This window comes from Pseudomonas sp. 313, assembly GCF_000316965.1.
Classification (GTDB): domain Bacteria; phylum Pseudomonadota; class Gammaproteobacteria; order Pseudomonadales; family Pseudomonadaceae; genus Chryseomonas; species Chryseomonas benzopyrenica.
Genome location: NZ_ANBZ01000071.1, coordinates 163358 through 180552, shown reverse-complemented (window position 1 = coordinate 180552; position 17195 = coordinate 163358). Strand labels below are relative to the sequence as shown.

13 protein-coding genes and 1 pseudogene are annotated in these 17195 nt (G+C 66.8%); 8 read left to right on the top strand and 6 right to left on the bottom strand.

Annotation, left to right across the window (positions count from 1 at the left end; genetic code table 11):
- Positions 1–83: 83 nt before the first annotated feature.
- Positions 84–1886: an ABC transporter ATP-binding protein gene (locus C722_RS0115265; RefSeq protein ID WP_017641335.1), complete on the top strand. Its 1803-nt coding sequence runs from the start codon at positions 84–86 to the stop codon at positions 1884–1886.
- 184 nt (positions 1887–2070) lie between these two features.
- On the opposite strand, the gene C722_RS0115260 is transcribed toward C722_RS0115265, so the two are convergent.
- Together C722_RS0115260 and C722_RS0115255 are read right to left on the bottom strand one after the other, a co-directional pair.
- Positions 2071–2283 (bottom strand): hypothetical protein, encoded by a 213-nt coding sequence (locus C722_RS0115260; protein WP_017641334.1) that lies wholly within the window; start codon positions 2281–2283, stop codon positions 2071–2073.
- A 296-nt stretch (positions 2284–2579) separates the two neighbouring features.
- Positions 2580–3467 (bottom strand): LysR family transcriptional regulator, encoded by an 888-nt coding sequence (locus C722_RS0115255; RefSeq protein WP_017641333.1) that lies wholly within the window; start codon positions 3465–3467, stop codon positions 2580–2582.
- Between the two features lie 203 nt (positions 3468–3670).
- Between C722_RS0115255 and C722_RS0115250 the strand changes: the two genes are divergently transcribed.
- From C722_RS0115250 to C722_RS0115230, 5 genes are read left to right on the top strand one after another with little or no spacing between them, the layout of a single operon-like run.
- Entirely contained in the window at positions 3671–5053 is a 1383-nt protein-coding gene (locus C722_RS0115250; protein WP_017641332.1) for a glutamine synthetase family protein, read from the top strand.
- Positions 5054–5064: 11 nt separating this feature from the next.
- The gene (locus C722_RS0115245) at positions 5065–6558 is read left to right on the top strand and encodes an aldehyde dehydrogenase (protein WP_017641331.1); all 1494 of its coding nucleotides are present in this window, start codon (positions 5065–5067) and stop codon (positions 6556–6558) included.
- 55 nt (positions 6559–6613) lie between these two features.
- A complete protein-coding gene (locus tag C722_RS0115240) occupies positions 6614–7891 on the top strand; it encodes an FAD-binding oxidoreductase (RefSeq protein ID WP_017641330.1) in 1278 nt (425 codons plus the stop codon).
- A gap of 45 nt (positions 7892–7936) precedes the next feature.
- A complete protein-coding gene (locus C722_RS0115235) occupies positions 7937–8683 on the top strand; it encodes a gamma-glutamyl-gamma-aminobutyrate hydrolase family protein (RefSeq protein ID WP_026083878.1) in 747 nt (248 codons plus the stop codon).
- A 58-nt stretch (positions 8684–8741) separates the two neighbouring features.
- A complete protein-coding gene (locus tag C722_RS0115230; RefSeq protein WP_017641328.1) occupies positions 8742–10283 on the top strand; it encodes an APC family permease in 1542 nt (513 codons plus the stop codon).
- Between the two features lie 30 nt (positions 10284–10313).
- Here C722_RS0115230 and C722_RS24995 read toward each other — a convergent pair.
- Positions 10314–11464: pseudogene (locus tag C722_RS24995) on the bottom strand (MFS transporter).
- Positions 11465–11637: 173 nt separating this feature from the next.
- Between C722_RS24995 and C722_RS0115220 the strand changes: the two are divergent.
- Entirely contained in the window at positions 11638–12267 is a 630-nt protein-coding gene (locus tag C722_RS0115220) for a TetR/AcrR family transcriptional regulator (RefSeq protein ID WP_017641326.1), read from the top strand.
- A gap of 37 nt (positions 12268–12304) precedes the next feature.
- Here the strand turns inward: C722_RS0115220 and C722_RS0115215 are convergent, their stop codons facing one another.
- Positions 12305–12847: a nuclear transport factor 2 family protein gene (locus C722_RS0115215; RefSeq protein WP_017641325.1), complete on the bottom strand. Its 543-nt coding sequence runs from the start codon at positions 12845–12847 to the stop codon at positions 12305–12307.
- Between the two features lie 205 nt (positions 12848–13052).
- Positions 13053–14759 carry an amidase gene (locus tag C722_RS0115210; protein WP_017641324.1) on the bottom strand — a complete coding sequence of 569 codons (1707 nt, stop codon included), beginning with the start codon at positions 14757–14759 and terminating at the stop codon, positions 13053–13055.
- Between the two features lie 228 nt (positions 14760–14987).
- On the opposite strand from C722_RS0115210, the gene C722_RS0115205 reads away from it, so the two are divergent.
- On the top strand, positions 14988–15926 hold the full coding sequence (locus C722_RS0115205) for a cation diffusion facilitator family transporter (RefSeq protein ID WP_017641323.1): 939 nt from the start codon (positions 14988–14990) through the stop codon (positions 15924–15926).
- Between the two features lie 10 nt (positions 15927–15936).
- On the opposite strand, the gene C722_RS0115200 is transcribed toward C722_RS0115205, so the two are convergent.
- The gene (locus tag C722_RS0115200; protein WP_017641322.1) at positions 15937–17190 is read right to left on the bottom strand and encodes a DUF2254 domain-containing protein; all 1254 of its coding nucleotides are present in this window, start codon (positions 17188–17190) and stop codon (positions 15937–15939) included.
- Positions 17191–17195 lie beyond the last annotated feature (5 nt).

Genomic DNA, 17195 nt, shown 5'->3' with positions numbered 1-17195 from the left:
CCCAGACAGCCCAAGGTTTCCTTGGCACCCGATGACGCGGACTTGAGTCCGCTCCTTCCTCTGACCGACCTGAAACCACGCAAATGTCCAGTTCCTCTTCTTCCCCACGATCGCCGGCTGAAACCGAGACCCTCGACGACTATGGCGACCTGGCCAGGCGGCATGTCACCTTCGCGCGAGTTCTCGAGCTACTGGCTCCACATCGGGCCGCACTGGTACTGGTGGTCTTGCTGATCGCGGTCGCCGGGATCAGCGGCGTGATCAGTCCCTTCCTGATCCGCAGCATCGTCGACGATGCCTTGCCGGCGAAGGACCTGACGCTGCTGGTCTATCTGGCCGCGGGTCTGGTCGGGGTGGCGCTGTTCAATGCCATCGCCAACCTGACCCAGACCTATGTCGCGATTCGGGTGGGCCAGAGCGTCATGCACGACCTGCGAACCCGCCTGTACAGCCACCTGCAGAACCTCTCGCTGGCGTTTTTCGCCGGTACCCGCGCGGGCGAAGTGCAGGCACGCCTGTCCAGCGACATCGCCGGTCTGCAGACCCTGTTGACCCACTCAGCCACGGATCTGGCGAAGCACCTGAGCGTCGTGGCGGCGACCCTGGTGGCGATGCTGCTGTTGGACTGGCGCCTAGCGTGTGTCTCCTTCGCCGTCATTCCCTTGCTGGTCTGGATCAATGGCCGCGTCGCCCAGCTGCGGGAGCGGGTAACCTACCGGCAACAGGAGCAGGTGGCGGACCTTTCCGCCAACATCGCCGAGTCCCTGTCGGCCGGCGGCATCATCCTGTCGCGTACCCTGGGCCGTGTGCACTATCTCGTGCAGCGCTTTCAGCGTGACTCCGCGCAGCTGGCGCGCCTGGAAACCCAGGCCAGCACGGCGGGACAATGGGAATTCGCGCTCGTCTTCCTGGCGCTGGATCTCCTGCCGGCGCTGACCTTCCTGGGCGGCGGTCTGTTCATCGGCCTGGGACTGCAGGTGTCCATCGGCACCCTGGTGGCCTTTATCGCCTTGCAGGAGCAATTGCTCTGGCCGCTGCTGGAGATCTTTGAAACGCGGATCGAATTCGCCAAGGGACGCGCCTTGCTGGCGCGGGTGTTCAGCTACCTGGATACGCCGGCGACGGTCGTCGAGGCGAGCTCACCGACGACTCTTGCGCGGCAGGATTTCCAGCAGGGCATCCGTTTCGAGAACGTCAGCTTCGCCTATGGCGATCGCGCCGTACTCAAGGATCTGACGTTCGAGATACCGGCCGGAAAGCACACGGCGCTGGTTGGCCCCACCGGCTCTGGCAAGACCACCATCTCCTATCTCCTCGCGCGCCTGTACGACGCCGATCAGGGGCGTATCCGCTACGACGGCATCGATATCCGCGAGCTGAGCTTCGCGACGCTGGCCAGCCTGGTCGGCATCGTGACCCAGGATACCTTCCTGCTCAACGCCAGCATCGAGGCCAACCTGCGCTTCGCCAAGCCCGACGCGAGCGAGGCGGAACTCTGGTGGGCGCTGGAAAGGGCGCAGCTGGATGCCACGGTGCGCGGGCTTCCCGAGGGGCTGGGGGCCGGGGTCGGTGACCGGGGCTATCAACTGTCCGGCGGCGAGCGCCAACGTCTGTCCCTCGCCCGCATGCTGCTGCGCGATCCGCCGATCATCCTCCTGGATGAAGCGACCAGCGCCCTGGACAGCAGCACCCAGGCGGCGATGGCCGCGGCCCTGGCTTCGTTGCAAGGGCCGCGGACCCTGATCTCCATCGCCCACCGCCTCAGCACCGTCAGGCAGGCGGATCGGATTCTGGTCATCCAGGCCGGGCAACTGGTGGAGCAGGGCACTCATGAGGAACTGGTCAGGCAGGATGGCCTGTATGCAGCCATGGCCCTGAATGCCTGAATGCCCTGGGCGGAGGAGCTGCCTGCAATCTATCGCCCGACAGGCTTCCCGCAGGGGCATCCCGACCTGCGGTCCTCACTCCTCGCTGGACGCAGATCCCTCCAGCCAGCGCGCTTCCGAGCAGAGCAGGTGGTGGCGAATGCGGGATCGCGCCGGACCTCCCGAACGCTGCGACCACTGGCCGCTAATGCGCCTCGGTCGCCAGTCTCACGGCGACTTCCTCGACCAGTTGGATGGTCTCTGCCGTCAGGGCTTCGAACTGGAAGAGAATCTCCTGCAGTTGCGAGCTGCCCATATCGACATTGCGCAGTTGATCGATTCTCAAGGTGAGAAGCCGGTGAATGTTTAACAGACAATCGCGATCGGGGTTATCGGGTATGGCGAAGCGGCTGCTCATCGTTGTCTCCGTGGAAATTGACCACCATGACTCTCGATATCGCCTAACCGGCTTGTTTTTTAAGGCAATTCGTCGCCGACGGCCTACCTGGAAACAGCACTTTTCGTACTTGACTCCGCGTGTCTGCAGAGCACTTGAAAGCGTTAGGTCGCGTTGATGACCTTAACTTCAAAAAGCTCGTCAAGAAGGCGTGAAAAATTCGTTAAAACTGCTGTTCAAAGGGTGTTCGGGTGGAAGGCGGTACTGGGAAAGTTACCGGTAAGTTGCCATTAAAGCCGACGAACGAGCACTTCGCTTCAAGCCAGACAAACATCCGCTATCCGGGCTTTCAACAAGTTCGCCAGTTCATCGAAGAGGATCTGCACCGAGCGCAGCGACAGATTGTCCGGGCGGGTCAGCAGCCAGATATCGGTGTCGCAACCGGGCAGCGCCGGACCGAGGCGTTCGACCCCCTCCAGGCTGCTGATCATGAAGTCGGGGAGGGCGGCCACGCCAAGACCGGCACCTACCAGGCTGCCGACTGAGGACATGCTGCTGCAGCGATAGCGCGGGGTGAGGCTGGGATAGGCCTGCCGCAACCAGGTGACCGAGACGTGATCGGCCAGGGAGTCGTCCGGGGCGATCCAGGGCAATTCAGTGGCCAACGGGCCATAGCCGCTGCGATAGCGCTCATGGCCGCAAACGAAGTAGGAGCTGCGACCGAGCCGCCGGCCGATCAGGTGTTCGGGCGGCGCGTTCGACAGGCGCAGGGCGATATCCGCGTCCCGCCGACTCAGGCTGGCGAAGGTGTTGGAGGTAGCCACTTCCAGGGCGACCGCCGGATAGCGCGGCATGAGTTCGGCCAGGCCCGGCAAGAGCAGGCTGCGCAGCACGGCGTCGGTGCAGGTCAGGCGGACGGTGCCACTGATGACGTTCTCGCCCTGCGTGAGGGCGATCCGCGCCGCTTCGAGGGCCTGTTCGGCGCGCTCGGCCTGTTCGGCGAGCGCCTTGGCGCTCTGGGTGGGGGTGTAGCCACGCCGGGTCTTGTCGAACAGCGCGACCTGCAGATTGGCTTCGAGCTTGCGGATGGCGCGAAACACCGTGGAGACATCCACCTGCAGCTGCTCGGCCGCTCGGGCCAGGGTCCGGCCACGCACCAGGGCGAGGATCAGCTTGAGATCGGCATGGCCTATTTGATATTGCATCCGTGCATTCTTCCTTTGCCAATTCGCCGATATGGGTTGCGCTCATGCCAATTTATACTGGCCCAGCCCCGCGAGGGCAATCAGGTGGAAGGGCGGACCTTGGCAGACGGGGTCGGCGCCTGCAGCGACCACCGCCCACAGCCACGCTGCCAGACCCGCACGAGCAAGCACAACGAAGCGGGCCAGCGTCAAGGATGCCTCCCATGAATTCGATATCCCCCCGCGTCGTCCAGCTCACCGAAGCCAACGGCTTTCTCAAGGAGCACCCCGAGATCCAGTACGTCGATCTGTTGATCACCGACATGAACGGCGTCATCCGGGGCAAGCGTGTCGAGCGGGCCAGTCTGTCCAAGGTCTATGAGCGCGGCATCAATCTGCCGGCCTCGCTGTTCGCCCTGGATATCAACGGCTCCACGGTGGAAAGCACCGGCCTGGGCCTGCACATCGGCGATGCCGACCGCACCTGCTTTCCCATCCCCGGTACCCTGAGCTACGAGCCCTGGCAGAAGCGCCCGACCGCGCAGTTGCTGATGACCATGCACGAGCAGGACGGCTCGCCGTTCTTCGCCGATCCGCGCGAGGTGCTGCGCCGGGTGGTGAAGAAATTCGATGATCTGGGGCTGACCATCTGCGCCGCCTTCGAGCTGGAGTTCTACCTGATCGACCAGGAGAACGTGAACGGTCGGCCGCAGCCGCCGCGCTCGCCGATCTCCGGCAAGCGACCGGTCTCGACCCAGGTCTATCTGATCGACGACCTGGACGAATACGTGGATTGCCTGCAGGACATGCTCGAAGGTGCCAAGGAGCAGGGGCTGCCGGCGGATGCCATCGTCAAGGAATCCGCGCCGGCGCAATTCGAGGTCAACCTGCATCACGTCGAGGACGCCATCAAGGCCTGCGACTACGCGGTGCTGCTCAAGCGGCTGATCAAGAACATCGCCTACGACCATGAGATGGACTCCACCTTCATGGCCAAGCCCTATCCCGGCCAGGCCGGCAACGGCCTGCACGTACACATCTCGCTGCTGGACAAGCAGACCGGGCAGAACATCTTCGCCACCGAGGATCCCGAGCACCACGCACCGCTGCGCCATGCCATCGCCGGCATCCTGGAAACCCTGCCGGCGTCCATGGCCTTCCTCTGTCCGAACGTCAATTCCTATCGCCGCTTCGGCGCCCAGTTCTATGTGCCCAACGCCCCGAGCTGGGGCCTGGACAACCGTACCGTGGCGGTGCGCGTACCCACCGGCAGCAGCGAGGCGATCCGCATCGAACACCGGGTCGCCGGGGCCGACGCCAATCCCTATCTGATGATGGCCTCGATCCTGGCCGGCATTCATCACGGCATGACCCAGCAACTCGAACCCTGCGCGCCGGTCAGTGGCAACTCCTACGAACAGCTCGAACAGAGCCTGCCGAACAACCTGCGCGACGCCCTGCGCCGCCTGGACGACAGCGCGGTGATGAACCAGTACATCAGCCCCGAGTACATCGACATCTTCGTCGCCTGCAAGGAAGCCGAGCTGGAGGAGTTCGAGACCACCATCTCCGATCTCGAATACAACTGGTATCTGCATACCGTCTAGGAGGCGCAATCATGACCGTGCTGACACGACAGGACTGGGAGCGGCGCGCCCAGGCATTGACCGTCGAATCCCGCGCCTTCATCGACGGCCGCTACCAGGACGCCCTGGGCGGCGCCACCTTCGACGACCTGAGCCCGGTGGATGGTCGCCACCTGGCCCGGGTGGCCAGTTGCATGGCCGAGGATGCCGAGGTGGCCGTGCAGGCTGCGCGGGCCAGCTTCGCGCGGGGCGATTGGGCGCATCAGGCGCCGGTGCAGCGCAAGCGGGTACTCATCGCCTTCGCCGAGCTGCTGCTGGCCCATGCCGAGGAGCTGGCCCTGCTGGAAACCCTGGACATGGGCAAGCCCATCGGCGATGCCCTGGGTATCGACGTCCCGGCGGCGGCCAATGCCATCCGCTGGAGCGCCGAGGCCATCGACAAGGTCTACGACGAGGTGGCGCCCACGCCGCGCGACCAGCTCGGCCTGGTGACCCGCGAACCGGTGGGGGTGGTCGCGGCCATCGTGCCCTGGAATTTCCCCTTGATGATGGCCTGCTGGAAGCTGGGCCCGGCGTTGGCGACCGGCAACTCGGTGATCCTCAAGCCTTCCGAGAAGTCGCCGCTGACCGCCATCCGCATCGCGGGGCTGGCGCTGGAAGCCGGCATCCCGGCAGGGGTGTTCAACGTGCTGCCCGGCTATGGCCATACCGTCGGCCAGGCGCTGGCGCTGCATGCGGATGTCGACACCCTGGTCTTTACCGGCTCCACCCGCATCGCCAAGCAACTCTTGGTCTATGCCGGCGAATCGAACATGAAGCGGGTCTGGCTGGAGGCGGGCGGCAAGAGTCCCAACATCGTCTTCGCCGATGCCCCGGATCTGGTGGCCGCTGCCGAAGCGGCCGCGGCGGCCATCGCCTTCAATCAGGGTGAAGTCTGCGTGGCCGGCTCCCGGCTGCTGGTCGAGCGCTCAATCAAGGAGCGTTTCCTGGCCTTGGTGGCGGAGGCGCTGCAGGCTTGGGCGCCCGGCCATGCGCTGGACCCCAGCACCCGCGTCGGCGCCCTGGTGGACGAAGGCCATCTGCGCACCGTGCTGGGGTTCATCGAAGCGGGCCGTGCCGAGGGTGCCCGGCTGGTGAGCGGCGGCGCGCGCGCCCTGACCGAGACCGGTGGCAGCTACGTGACCCCGACGATCTTCGAAGGGGTGGACAACGCCATGCGCATCGCCCGGGAAGAGATCTTCGGCCCGGTGCTGGCGGTGATCGAATTCGAGGATGAAGAAGAGGCCGTGCGCATCGCCAACGACACCCCCTATGGCCTGGCCGCGGCCGTCTGGACGCGGGATATCTCCCGTGCCCATCGCGTGGCGCGGGCCTTGCGTGCGGGCAGTGTCTGGGTCAACCAGTATGATGGCGGCGACATGACGGCGCCCTTCGGCGGCTTCAAGCAATCCGGCAACGGACGCGACAAGTCGCTGCACGCCTTCGACAAATACACCGAACTCAAGGCGACCTGGATCAAGCTCTGAACAGGCGCGGCGATTCCGGCGCAGCCGCCGGAGTCGCAGGCAGAGGAATCTCACCATGCAACAACATGTCGGCAGCTACTACGCGGCTTCGCGTAACCTCCACACCGAATACCCGGCGCTGCACGGCAGTGTCGAGTCCGATGTCTGCGTCATCGGCGCCGGTTACACCGGGCTTTCCACCGCGCTGTTCCTGCTGGAGCACGGCTTCAGCGTGACGGTGCTGGAGGCGGCGCGGGTCGGCTTCGGCGCCTCGGGGCGCAATGGCGGTCAGATCGTCAACAGCTACAGCCGCGACATCGATGCCATCGAGCGCCAGTTGCCGCCCAGGCAGGCGCAACTGCTGGGCGAGATGGCCTTCGAGGGTGGTCGCATCATTCGCGAGCGCATCGCCCGCTACGACATCCAGTGCGATCTCAAGGACGGCGGCGTCTTCGCCGCCCTGACCGGCAAGCAGCTCGGCCACCTGGAAGCCCAGAAGAAGCTCTGGGAGCGCTATGGCCATACCCAGCTGCACCTGCTCGACAAGGCCGGCATCGGCGAGGTGGTCGGCACCGATCGCTATCTGGGCGGCCTGCTGGACATGAGCGGCGGCCATATCCATCCGCTCAACCTGGCCCTGGGCGAGGCGGCGGCGGTGGCCTCCCTGGGCGGCAAGCTCTATGAGCAGAGCGCCGCCACCCGTATCGACCGCGGTGCCAACCCCGTGGTGCATACCGCCAATGGCCAGGTGAAGGCGCGCTTCGTGGTGGTGGCCGGCAACGCCTACCTGGGCGGGCTGGTGCCGGAACTGGCTGCCAAGTCCATGCCCTGCGGCACCCAGGTGCTCACCACCGAGCCGCTGTCCGAGGACATGGCGCGCAGCCTGCTGCCCCAGGACTATTGCGTGGAGGACTGCAACTACCTGCTCGACTACTTCCGCCTCAGCGCCGATCGCCGGCTGATCTATGGCGGCGGCGTGGTCTATGGCGCCCGGGATCCGGCCGACATTGAGGCGATCATCCGGCCGAAGATGCTGCAGACCTTCCCGCAGCTCAAGGACGTGAAGATCGACTTCACCTGGACCGGCAACTTCCTGCTGACGCTGTCGCGACTGCCCCAGGTGGGCCGCCTCGGCGACAACATCTACTACTCCCAGGGCTGCAGTGGCCACGGCGTCACCTATACCCACCTGGCGGGCAAGGTGCTGGCCGAGGCCCTGCGCGGCCAGGCCGAGCGCTTCGATGCCTTCGCCGGCCTGCCGCACTATCCCTTCCCGGGCGGGCAACTCCTGCGCGTGCCCTTCACCGCGCTGGGCGCGACCTACTACCAGCTGCGCGATCGCCTCGGTATCTGACCCTGTCCGCCCGCCTGATCCAGGCGGGCACTCTGGAGATAAGCCATGTCCCCTATGCCCCTGATCGGCGTGACGGCGTGCCGGCAGACGCTCGGCAAATACGATTCCCATACCGTCGGCGACAAGTACGTCGAGGCCGCGGGTCACGCCGGCCTGCCGGTGGTACTGCCGGCGCGCAGCGTGCCGAGCGATCCGCAGTCGCTGCTGGCGCACCTGGACGGCCTGCTGTTCACCGGCTCGCCTTCCAACGTCGAGCCCCATCACTACCAGGGACCGGCGAGTCTCGCCGGCACCCAGCACGATGCCGCCCGCGACGCCTACACCCTGCCGCTGCTGCGCCTGGCCATCGATCGTGGCATCCCGGTGTTCTGCATCTGCCGCGGCTTCCAGGAGCTGAACGTGGCCCTCGGCGGCAGCCTGCACCAGCGGGTGCAGGAACTGTCCGGGCATGCCGATCACCGCGAGCCCCAGAGCGAGCTGCTCGCCGAGCAGTACGCGCCCACCCATCCGGTCGCTGTGCCGCCCGGTGGGGTGTTCGAACGCCTCGGCCTGCCGGCCAGCTTCCAGGTGAATTCGTTGCACAGCCAGGGTATCGACCGCCTGGCGCAGGGGCTGCGCATCGAAGCCCTGGCGCCGGATGGTCTGGTGGAAGGGGTGTCCCTGGCCGACGCCCCCGGCTTCGTCGTCGGGGTGCAGTGGCATCCCGAGTGGAATTTCCGCGAGAGCCCCGAATCCCTGACGCTGTTGGACGCCTTTCGGGACGCCTGCCAGCGCCATGCCGCATCGCGTTAGGCACCTTGCCGCGCACGCTGGACTCTGAACAACAATACCAACAGCAGGGCAGAGACCTATGAATGAACAGAGCAAGGGCGCACCTGCAGGCGCTCCGGCCACCGCCGGGCCGGAAGCCCTGGCCGATCCGTCCGCCAAGGGCCTGGCCGCTGGCTCCCTGGGGCTACTCGCCTGCGTGGTGCTGGGCATTTCCACCATCGCCCCCGTCTACACCCTGACCGGCGCCCTGGGGCCGACCGTGCGCGAGGTGGGCGTCTACCTGCCCGCGGTCTTCATCGTCGGCTTCCTGCCGATGCTGCTGGTGGCCCTGGGGTATCGCGAGCTGAACGCCGTGGATCCGGACAGCGGCACCTCCTTTACCTGGTCGACCCGCGCCTTCGGCCCCATGATCGGCTGGATCGGTGGCTGGGGCCTGGTGACGGCCACCACCATCGTGCTATCCAACCTTGCCGGGGTGGCGGTGGACTTCTTCTATCTCTTTCTCGCCCAGCTCAGCGGTCGAGCGGAGTTGGCGGCGCTGTCGCAGCACCTGCTGGTGAACATCGTCACCTGCTGCGTGTTCATCGCCATCGCGGTCTGGATCAGCTGCCGCGGCATCGGCATGACCATGAGCGTCCAGTACGGGCTGGTCGCCCTGCAACTGCTGGTGCTGGTCGGCTTCTCGCTGGCGGCCTTCAACGCCGCGCCAGCGGCGGCGCCGGTGGTCTTCCACCCCGAGTGGTTCAACCCCTTCAACGTCGAATCCTTTTCCGCCTTCGCCGCCGGGCTGTCGCTGTCGATCTTCATCTTCTGGGGTTGGGATGTTTGCCTGACGGTGAGCGAGGAGTCGGTGGGCAGCCAGAAGGTGCCGGGGCGCGCGGCGACGGTCACGGTGCTGCTGATCCTGCTGCTGTACCTCTTTACCGCCGCGGCCACCCTGCAATTCGCCGGCATTGGCGACGCCGGCCTGGGGCTGGGCAATCCCGAGATCCAGGAAAACGTCTTCGCCCACCTGGCGGGACCGGTGATGGGGCCGCTGGCGATCCTGATGTCCATCGCGGTGCTGGCCAGTACCGCCGCCTCCCTGCAATCCACCTTCATCTCCCCGGCGCGCACCCTGCTGGCGATGGGGTACTACGGTGCGGTGTCGCGCCGCTTCGCCCACATCTGCCCGCGCTCGCGCACGCCGCGCTATGCCACCATCGCCGCCGGTATCGCCACGGGCGGTTTCTATGTGGTCATGCGCACCCTCAGCGACAACGTCCTGGCGGACACCATCACCGCCCTGGGCATGATGATCTGCTTCTACTACTCGCTGACCGCCTATGCCTGCGTATGGTATTTCCGCCGCAGCCTGTTCGACAGCCTGCGCCATGCGCTGCTGCGGGGCCTCTGCCCGCTGCTCGGCGCCATCATCCTCTCGGTGATCTTCTGGCAGACCGCCATCGCCAGCCTGTCGCCGGACTTCGGCAGCGGCTCGCACCTGGGCGGTATCGGCCTGGTGTTCATCATCGCCGTGGTGATCCTGGGTCTGGGTCTGGTGCTGATGCTGTTCGCCCGCTGGCGTGCGCCGGCCTTCTTCCAGGGCGAGACGCTGGAGGCGGTCCCGCACCGGGGCTGAAGGGCGCGGGCCGGGTGCCCGCGCGGACGGTCAGTGGCCCAGGACGGGTAAGACGCTCGCCCGGGTGCCCGCCGGAAAGCCGCGGTGCCGGGCAGCCGTCGCGATGGCTAGGGCGCCCAGCGACAAGGCCACCACGGCCCAGCTCAGGGCCTGGGGTGGGGGCCGACGCCTTCCAGCAACAGGCCGCCCAGAATGCCACCCCCGGCGATGGCGCTGTTCCAGGTCACCACGTTCATCGCCAGGGCCGCATCGGCGCCGCTGCCCGCGGTATCCGCCAGGGCGGTTTGCAGCAGCGTCGCCGCGCCGCCGAACGTCAGCCCCCAGAGGAAGAGACCCAGGTACTGCGCCATCGCCGAATCACGGTTGAGCCCCAGCAGCAGCGCGACCGCGGCGAAGCCGGCAAGACTCACCAGCACGGCGCGCCGCAGGCTGTGATCGACGATCCGCCCGGTGATCCAGATTCCCGCCAGCGAGGCCACCCCGAAGGTCAGCAGCACCCGGTCAACCTGATCGTCCAGGCCGGCCTGGGCCACGAAGGGCGCGATATAGGTGTAGAGCAGGTTGTGGGCCAGCATCCAGGTAAAGACCACACCGAGGATGGCGCGAATGCCGGGCGTGGCGAACACCTGCCGCAGCGGTAGTCGCTGACCCTCGGCTTGCCCCGGATAGTCGGGGACCTTGGCCAGGACCCAGACGATCAGGCCTAGGGTGAGAGCGGACATGGCCGCGAACGTCAGCCGCCAACCCAGCAGACCGCCTAGCCAGGTTCCCAGAGGCACGCCCAGGGACAGGGCAACCGGGGTACCGATCATGGCAATGGCCATCGCTCGCCCTTGCAGGCGCGGCACTACCAGACGCCGGGCATAGCCGGCCAGCAGACTCCAGGCCAGGCCGGCCGCGGCTCCGGCGGCGAAGCGGGCGATCAGGGTTAGCGCATAGCTGGAGGAGAGCGCGGTCAGGGTGTTGAACAGCAAGAAGCCCAGGATGGTCGCCAGCAGCACCCGGCGCCGCCGCCAGCGCGCCGTCGCCAGGGTGAGGGGAATCGCGGCAACCAACGAGCCGGCGGCATAGGCGGTCACCGTCTGGCCGGCCAGGGCCGGGGAGACCGTGAGCCCCTGGGCGATCTCGGGGAGCAGGCCGGCGGGCAGGGTCTCGGTCATGATGCAGATGAAACCGGTCATCGCCAGCGCCAACAGCGCGGCCACGGGTAGGCGTTCGGGATCGGGTGTCGCGGTCACGGCAATGCTCCTTATATATGTATCGATCGGTATATATCTAAGCAGCCGGCCGCCTGACTGGTCAATGAATTCTGTATCGTCTAGTATAAAAATCGGTTCTGGCGAGGAGATCCGCTGTGGCTCAGGTAGGACGTCCCCGGTCGTTTGACCGTACCCAGGCAATCGATGACGCGCTGCTGCTGTTCTGGCGGTATGGCTATGAGGCGACCTCCCTGAGTCGGCTCAAGGCGGCCATCGGCGGCGGCATCACCGCGCCCAGCTTCTATGCGGCCTTCGGTTCGAAGGAGGCGCTGTTCAAGGAGGTGGTCGCTCGCTACATGGAAACCCATGGCCGGGTGAACGACCCCTTGTTCGACGAGACGTTGACGCCCCGGGAGGCGATCGCCGCGGCCCTCGGGCGTTCCGCGCGGATGCAGTGCGACGCGCAGTTGCCCAAGGGCTGCCTGGTGGCGCTGGGCACCCTGGGTTCCTATGCGGAGGAGGATTCCAGCATTCCGCTGCCGCTGCGCGAGGCCCGTGGCCGGATCCGCCAGGGCCTGTTGGCGTGCGTCAGCCGCGGTATCGCCCGTGGCGACCTCGCCGAAGACACCGACGCTCGCGCCCTGGCGACAGTGTTCGAAGGCCTGTTGCTGGGCATTTCACCCATGGCGCGGGACGGGGTGGAGTTACCGGTCATCGAGGGCGCCATCGCCCTGGCGCTGACGCTCTGGGATGGTCACCGGGCGCCCGGCCGAAGCGTCGTCTGAGCCGGGCGTCTTGGGCCACGCGTGCAACGGCGGGGCGTCATGGCGCCTGCCGTTCACCGGTGGGCGTGGCGGGCGAGGAGTCTGCCAAGGCGATACGGTCGATGACGTCCTGGTAGGGGACGAGATCGAGAAAGGCCTCGACCTGGGTCGCACGCGTCCCGTCCAGCTTGAAGATCCAGACGTATTCATTGCGATAGGGCGCGCCATCGCGCGCGGTGGCCGTGCCATTCCAGCGCACCACGACCTGGTCCTCGCGCGCCCAGATGGCCTGTACCCGGGGCACGATGGGTGTGGCCAGGCGCTGAGCGAAGGGACGCACGGCGCGCTCCAGGAAGTCCTCGCGGCCGTGGTAGGTGCCCGCCGCTGGACCGCTGCCCTGGATGGTCCAGACCACCGTGGGCGAGAGCAGGTCGTCGAAGAGACTGCCACGGCCCGCGCTCCAATTCGCGAAGGCCCGTTCGACCAGGCGCTGGTTACGTTCCGTTGTGGATTCGGCTGCGGCGACGCCGCTCCAGGGACTACTCAGCAGGACGAGCGACAGCAGCGCGCGCCCGGTCAGACGATTCGATGGATGCTGCATGGCGGTACCCTCGCGCAGGACGGAATGAGGTGGGCGGCGGCGCCGGCAAACGGCACCTGCCTGGAACCCACCTTAGGCCGCTGGCGGCGTCCGGATAACCCGCACCCGACTGGACACGTCGGTTAGCGCGCCTAACCGCCAGACGTCGCGATCCGCTTCTGACCGGCGGATGAAGCTCAGCGGCCAGCTTCCACGCCGTCTACCCTCAACCCACCAGCGGCGGCGTCCGCGGCGGTACCTGGCGTTTGGAACCGGTCGCCTCGTAGGCGGCGGCGAGCCTGAGCAGATTCGAGTCGTCATAGGCCCGCCCGGCGAAGGTCAGGCCCACCGGCATGCCGATGTCGGCCATCACGCCCATCGGTACGGTGACGGTCGGCACGCCCAGGTGGCGGATGGCGAGGTTACCGTTGGCGACCCAGACGCCATTGCTCCAGGCGATGTCGGCCGAGGCGGGATTGATCTCGGCATCCGCCGGGGCTACGTCGGCCACGGTGGGAAAGAGCACCGCGTCCAGGCCCTGGGCCTGCAGCCAGTCTTCCAGGTCGATCTTGCGCGTGTGCTCCAGGCCGCGCAGGCCGTCGGGGAGGGTGGTGATCTCGCCCAGGGTCTTGAGCCCCCGCTCGGCCATGCGCACGTATTCGGCCATGCCGGCGGCCAGGTCGCCTTCACGGTTGGGCAGGGTGCCGGGTTCGTGGGGAAAGATCAGCTCGCCTTCGACGTCCACCAGCCGGTTCAGGTTGGGATCGTTGTTGTCGCGCAGGAAGGTGTCGAAGCCCCAGGCGGACAGGTCCCAGAGTTCGTCGTGGAGAAAGGCCTGGGAGACGATGCCGCGGTTGAACACCGTGGGCGCGCCGGGGCGGTCGCCTTCGCAATTGGACACCAGCGGAAAGTCCACCTCCACCACGGTGGCGCCGGCCGCTTTCAGGGCGGCGCGGGCCTGTTCCCAGAGGGCGATGACCGAGGGCCGGGTATGGATGCGCTGGCCGGTGGGGCCCCCGATGCCGGGATTGGCGCTGGTGCCGGCCTCCGGGTCCTGGTTGATGAACATGCGCGGCACGCCGAGGCGTTTGCCGGCCAGGGCGCTCGCGTCGACGGCCAGGTCGCTATAGCGGGCCGGGCGGACCTCCGAGGCCTTGGGCAGTGGCACCCAGGGCTGCAGGCGCCAGAGGTCGCCGGAGGTGTCGGGATCGTCCGCCACCACCACGTCGAGCACTTCCAGCAGATCGGCCATGGTGCGGGCATAGGGCACCACCACGTCCATCGTCGGCGTCAGCGGCCAGTTGCCACGCACCGAGATGATCCCGCGCGAGGGGGTATAGGCGCAGAGCCCGTTGTTGGACGCCGGGCCGCGCCCGCTGGACCAGGTTTCCTCGGCCAGGCCGAAGGCGGCGAAGCTGGCCGCGGTGGCGGTGCCGGCGCCGTTGGAGGACCCGGAGGCGAAGGGCGCAGTGAGATAGCCAGCGTTGTAGGGACTTTCCGCGCGGCCATAGACACCACGCTGCATGCCACCGTTGGCCATGGGCGGCATGTTGGTCTTGCCCAGGCAGATGGCACCGGCGGCGCGCAGCCGTTCGATGGTGAAGGCATCGCGCTGGGCGACCAGGTCCTTAAACGCCGGACTGCCGGAGGCGGCGGTCAGCCCCTTGACCAGATAGCTATCCTTGGCGGTGTAGGGGATGCCATCCAGCGGCCCCAGGGTCTCGCCCCGGGCGCGACGGCGATCGGACTCGACCGCTTCGGCCAGGGCCTCGGGATTGCGCACCACCACGGCATTGAGCGCGGTGGCGCTGGCGGGCGGGTCGTAGGCATCGATACGGGCCAGGTAGGCCTCGACCAGCTGCACCGCAGTGGTCTGGCCGGTTTCGAGTGCGCGACGCAACTCGGCGATGGAACGTTCGGTAACTTCGATCATGGTGGGTCGCCGTTGAGGATTCTGGGATACGGAAGAGGCTGCTGTCAGAGGCCTTGAAGGAAAGAAGCACCGGTGCAGTGTACACCCGAAGCCTGCCGGCTTTTGATTGCGTCCGTGCATGGAAGCCTTGCCGAACTGCCCATGCAGGCTAGCCTGCCGATCTCTATGATTGGCCTGAATTGAACCTGTTCGCCGCCCTTGGCGGCGATCCCGTGGCTGGAGTGAATCATGCTGAAACGCCTAGGCAACGAGCGCACGGTGCTGCGCTTCTCCATCGTCGTCACGGTGGTCCTGGCGGTCGTGGGCATCGCCTTCGGGGTGCTGTCGGGTTCTTATGCCGTCGTCTTCGACGGCTTCTATTCGCTGACCGACGCCTTCATGAGTGGCGTGGCGCTGTTGGTGGCCATGCTGATCCATAGACACGGCCAGGAGGCGGAGGGCGACCGGCGACTGGCCGAGCGCTTCAACATGGGGTTCTGGCACCTGGAACCCATGGTGCTCGCCCTCAACGGCAGCGTGCTGTGCATCGTGGCCTGTTACGCGTTGGTCAACTCGATCATCAGCCTGATGAGCGGCGGCAAGGCGCTGGCGTTCGGCATGGCGCTGCTCTATGCGCTGGTTGCGGCCCTGTGCTGCTTTGGCTTCGCCGCCCTCGTGCATCGCTTGAACCGGGACATCCAGTCGGACTTTCTCAAGCTCGACATCAAGAGCTGGATCATGTCGGGCAGCATTTCGGCCGCCCTGGTACTGGCCTTCCTGGTTGGCGCCCTGGCCGAAGGCACGGCCTACGCCTGGATCACGCCATACATCGATCCCCTGGTGCTGTCGATCATCTGCGTACTCATCATTCCCATACCGCTGAAGCTGGTCTGGCAGGCCTTCACGGAAATCCTCATGGTGACCCCGCCGCAACTCAAGCAGCAGGTCGATGAGGTCGCCCAGGGCATGGTCTCGCGCTTCGGCTTTCTCGACTACCGTGCCTATGTGGCCAAGGTCGGCCGAGCCCGGCAGATCGAGCTGTACTTCATCGTGCCGGTGGGCTGGCCGGCCAAGACCCTGGACGAATGGGACGCCATCCGCGACGAGATCGGCGAGGCCATTGGCGGCGAGGGCCCGGACCGCTGGCTGACCATCGCCTTCACCACCGACCCGGCCTGGTCGCGCTAGCCTTGCCGGGCTAGCGGGAGGCGCAGAGGCGTTCGACGTCCGCAGCCAGCTGCTGGAGGATGACGCGGTCTTCGGCCTGGCGCAGGGTGGCTTCGGCCCGGGCCAGCGCCAGGCGGGAATGCCGCAGGCACTCGCGCCTGATCCGCGCATCGCCCTGGACCGCCAGGCGCGCCAGGGATTTCTGCAGCCGCATGCCCACCTCCACCAGGGGCGCCGCGTCGCGGCCCACCGGTAGAAAGAAGTCGTCGAAGAGATCGTCCAGCGACAGCTCCGGCACCTCGATCCGCGGATAGCGAGGCTCGACGGGCTCGCGCCTTTCGGTGAGTTCGGTGAGCAGCCGTTGGGCGCGACCGAGGATGGCGATGGCGGTGCCCGAATCGCTGCGCGAAGGCACCAGCGCCCCGGTGGCGATCTCGCCCAGCACCGTCAGGCCAAAGCGCGGATCCTGGTCGTGCACCCGGCGCGCATCCAGGGTGAAGGCGGCACGCAGGCGAGCGTCCTTTTCCGGCGGCAGGCCTTCCACCCAGAGCAGCGGCTGCGCCGGATCGAGAAAGGCGCCGGGCAGGGCGGCCAGGCGCAGGCGACCGTGGTCGCCGCAGAGGTCCGCCAGCAGCGGCATGTCTACCCGTTGCAGATAACCGGTGCGGTCCGCCAGGACCGGGCGGCCGTTGGCGGGTTCATCGACCGGCGCCGCCACCCCACCCAGGTAAGGATGGGTCAACCAGCGCTGCAGGCTATGCCGGGCGGCGTCTTCGATGCTGTCGCTGGTGGCATCCAGCTGCCCCAGCCGGGAGAGGTGGTCGATCCAACGCAGCAGGGTGAAGACGATCAGCAGGATCACCACCAGGGTGACGGCGAAGAGCACCACGCGGCCGTTGTCGCCGTAGAGGCCGGTGCTCAGGGCGATGATGCCGACCAGGCTGAACAGGAAGGAGCCGAGAAAGGTGGCCAGGGCGTTCTGGGTGGTGCTGTCTTCCAACAGCAACGGATAGGCCCGGGGCGTCACGCTGCTGGCGGCGGCGTTGTAGGCCGTCACCATGGTGCTGAGGGAAAAGGTGGTTACCGCCAGCATGCTGCTGGCGATGATGGTGAGGATCTTGTCGACGGCATCGGCGCCGACTTTGGCCGGCAGACTGGCCGGGATGTGGTCACGCAGGAGCAGGGCGAGGAGGGCGGTCGCCACCCCGGCGACCGAGAACAGGGTGGCGCGGAACCACAGGCGTCGCTGGAGTCCGCGCAGGACCCAGCCCAGGCGGGCCAGCACCGGCC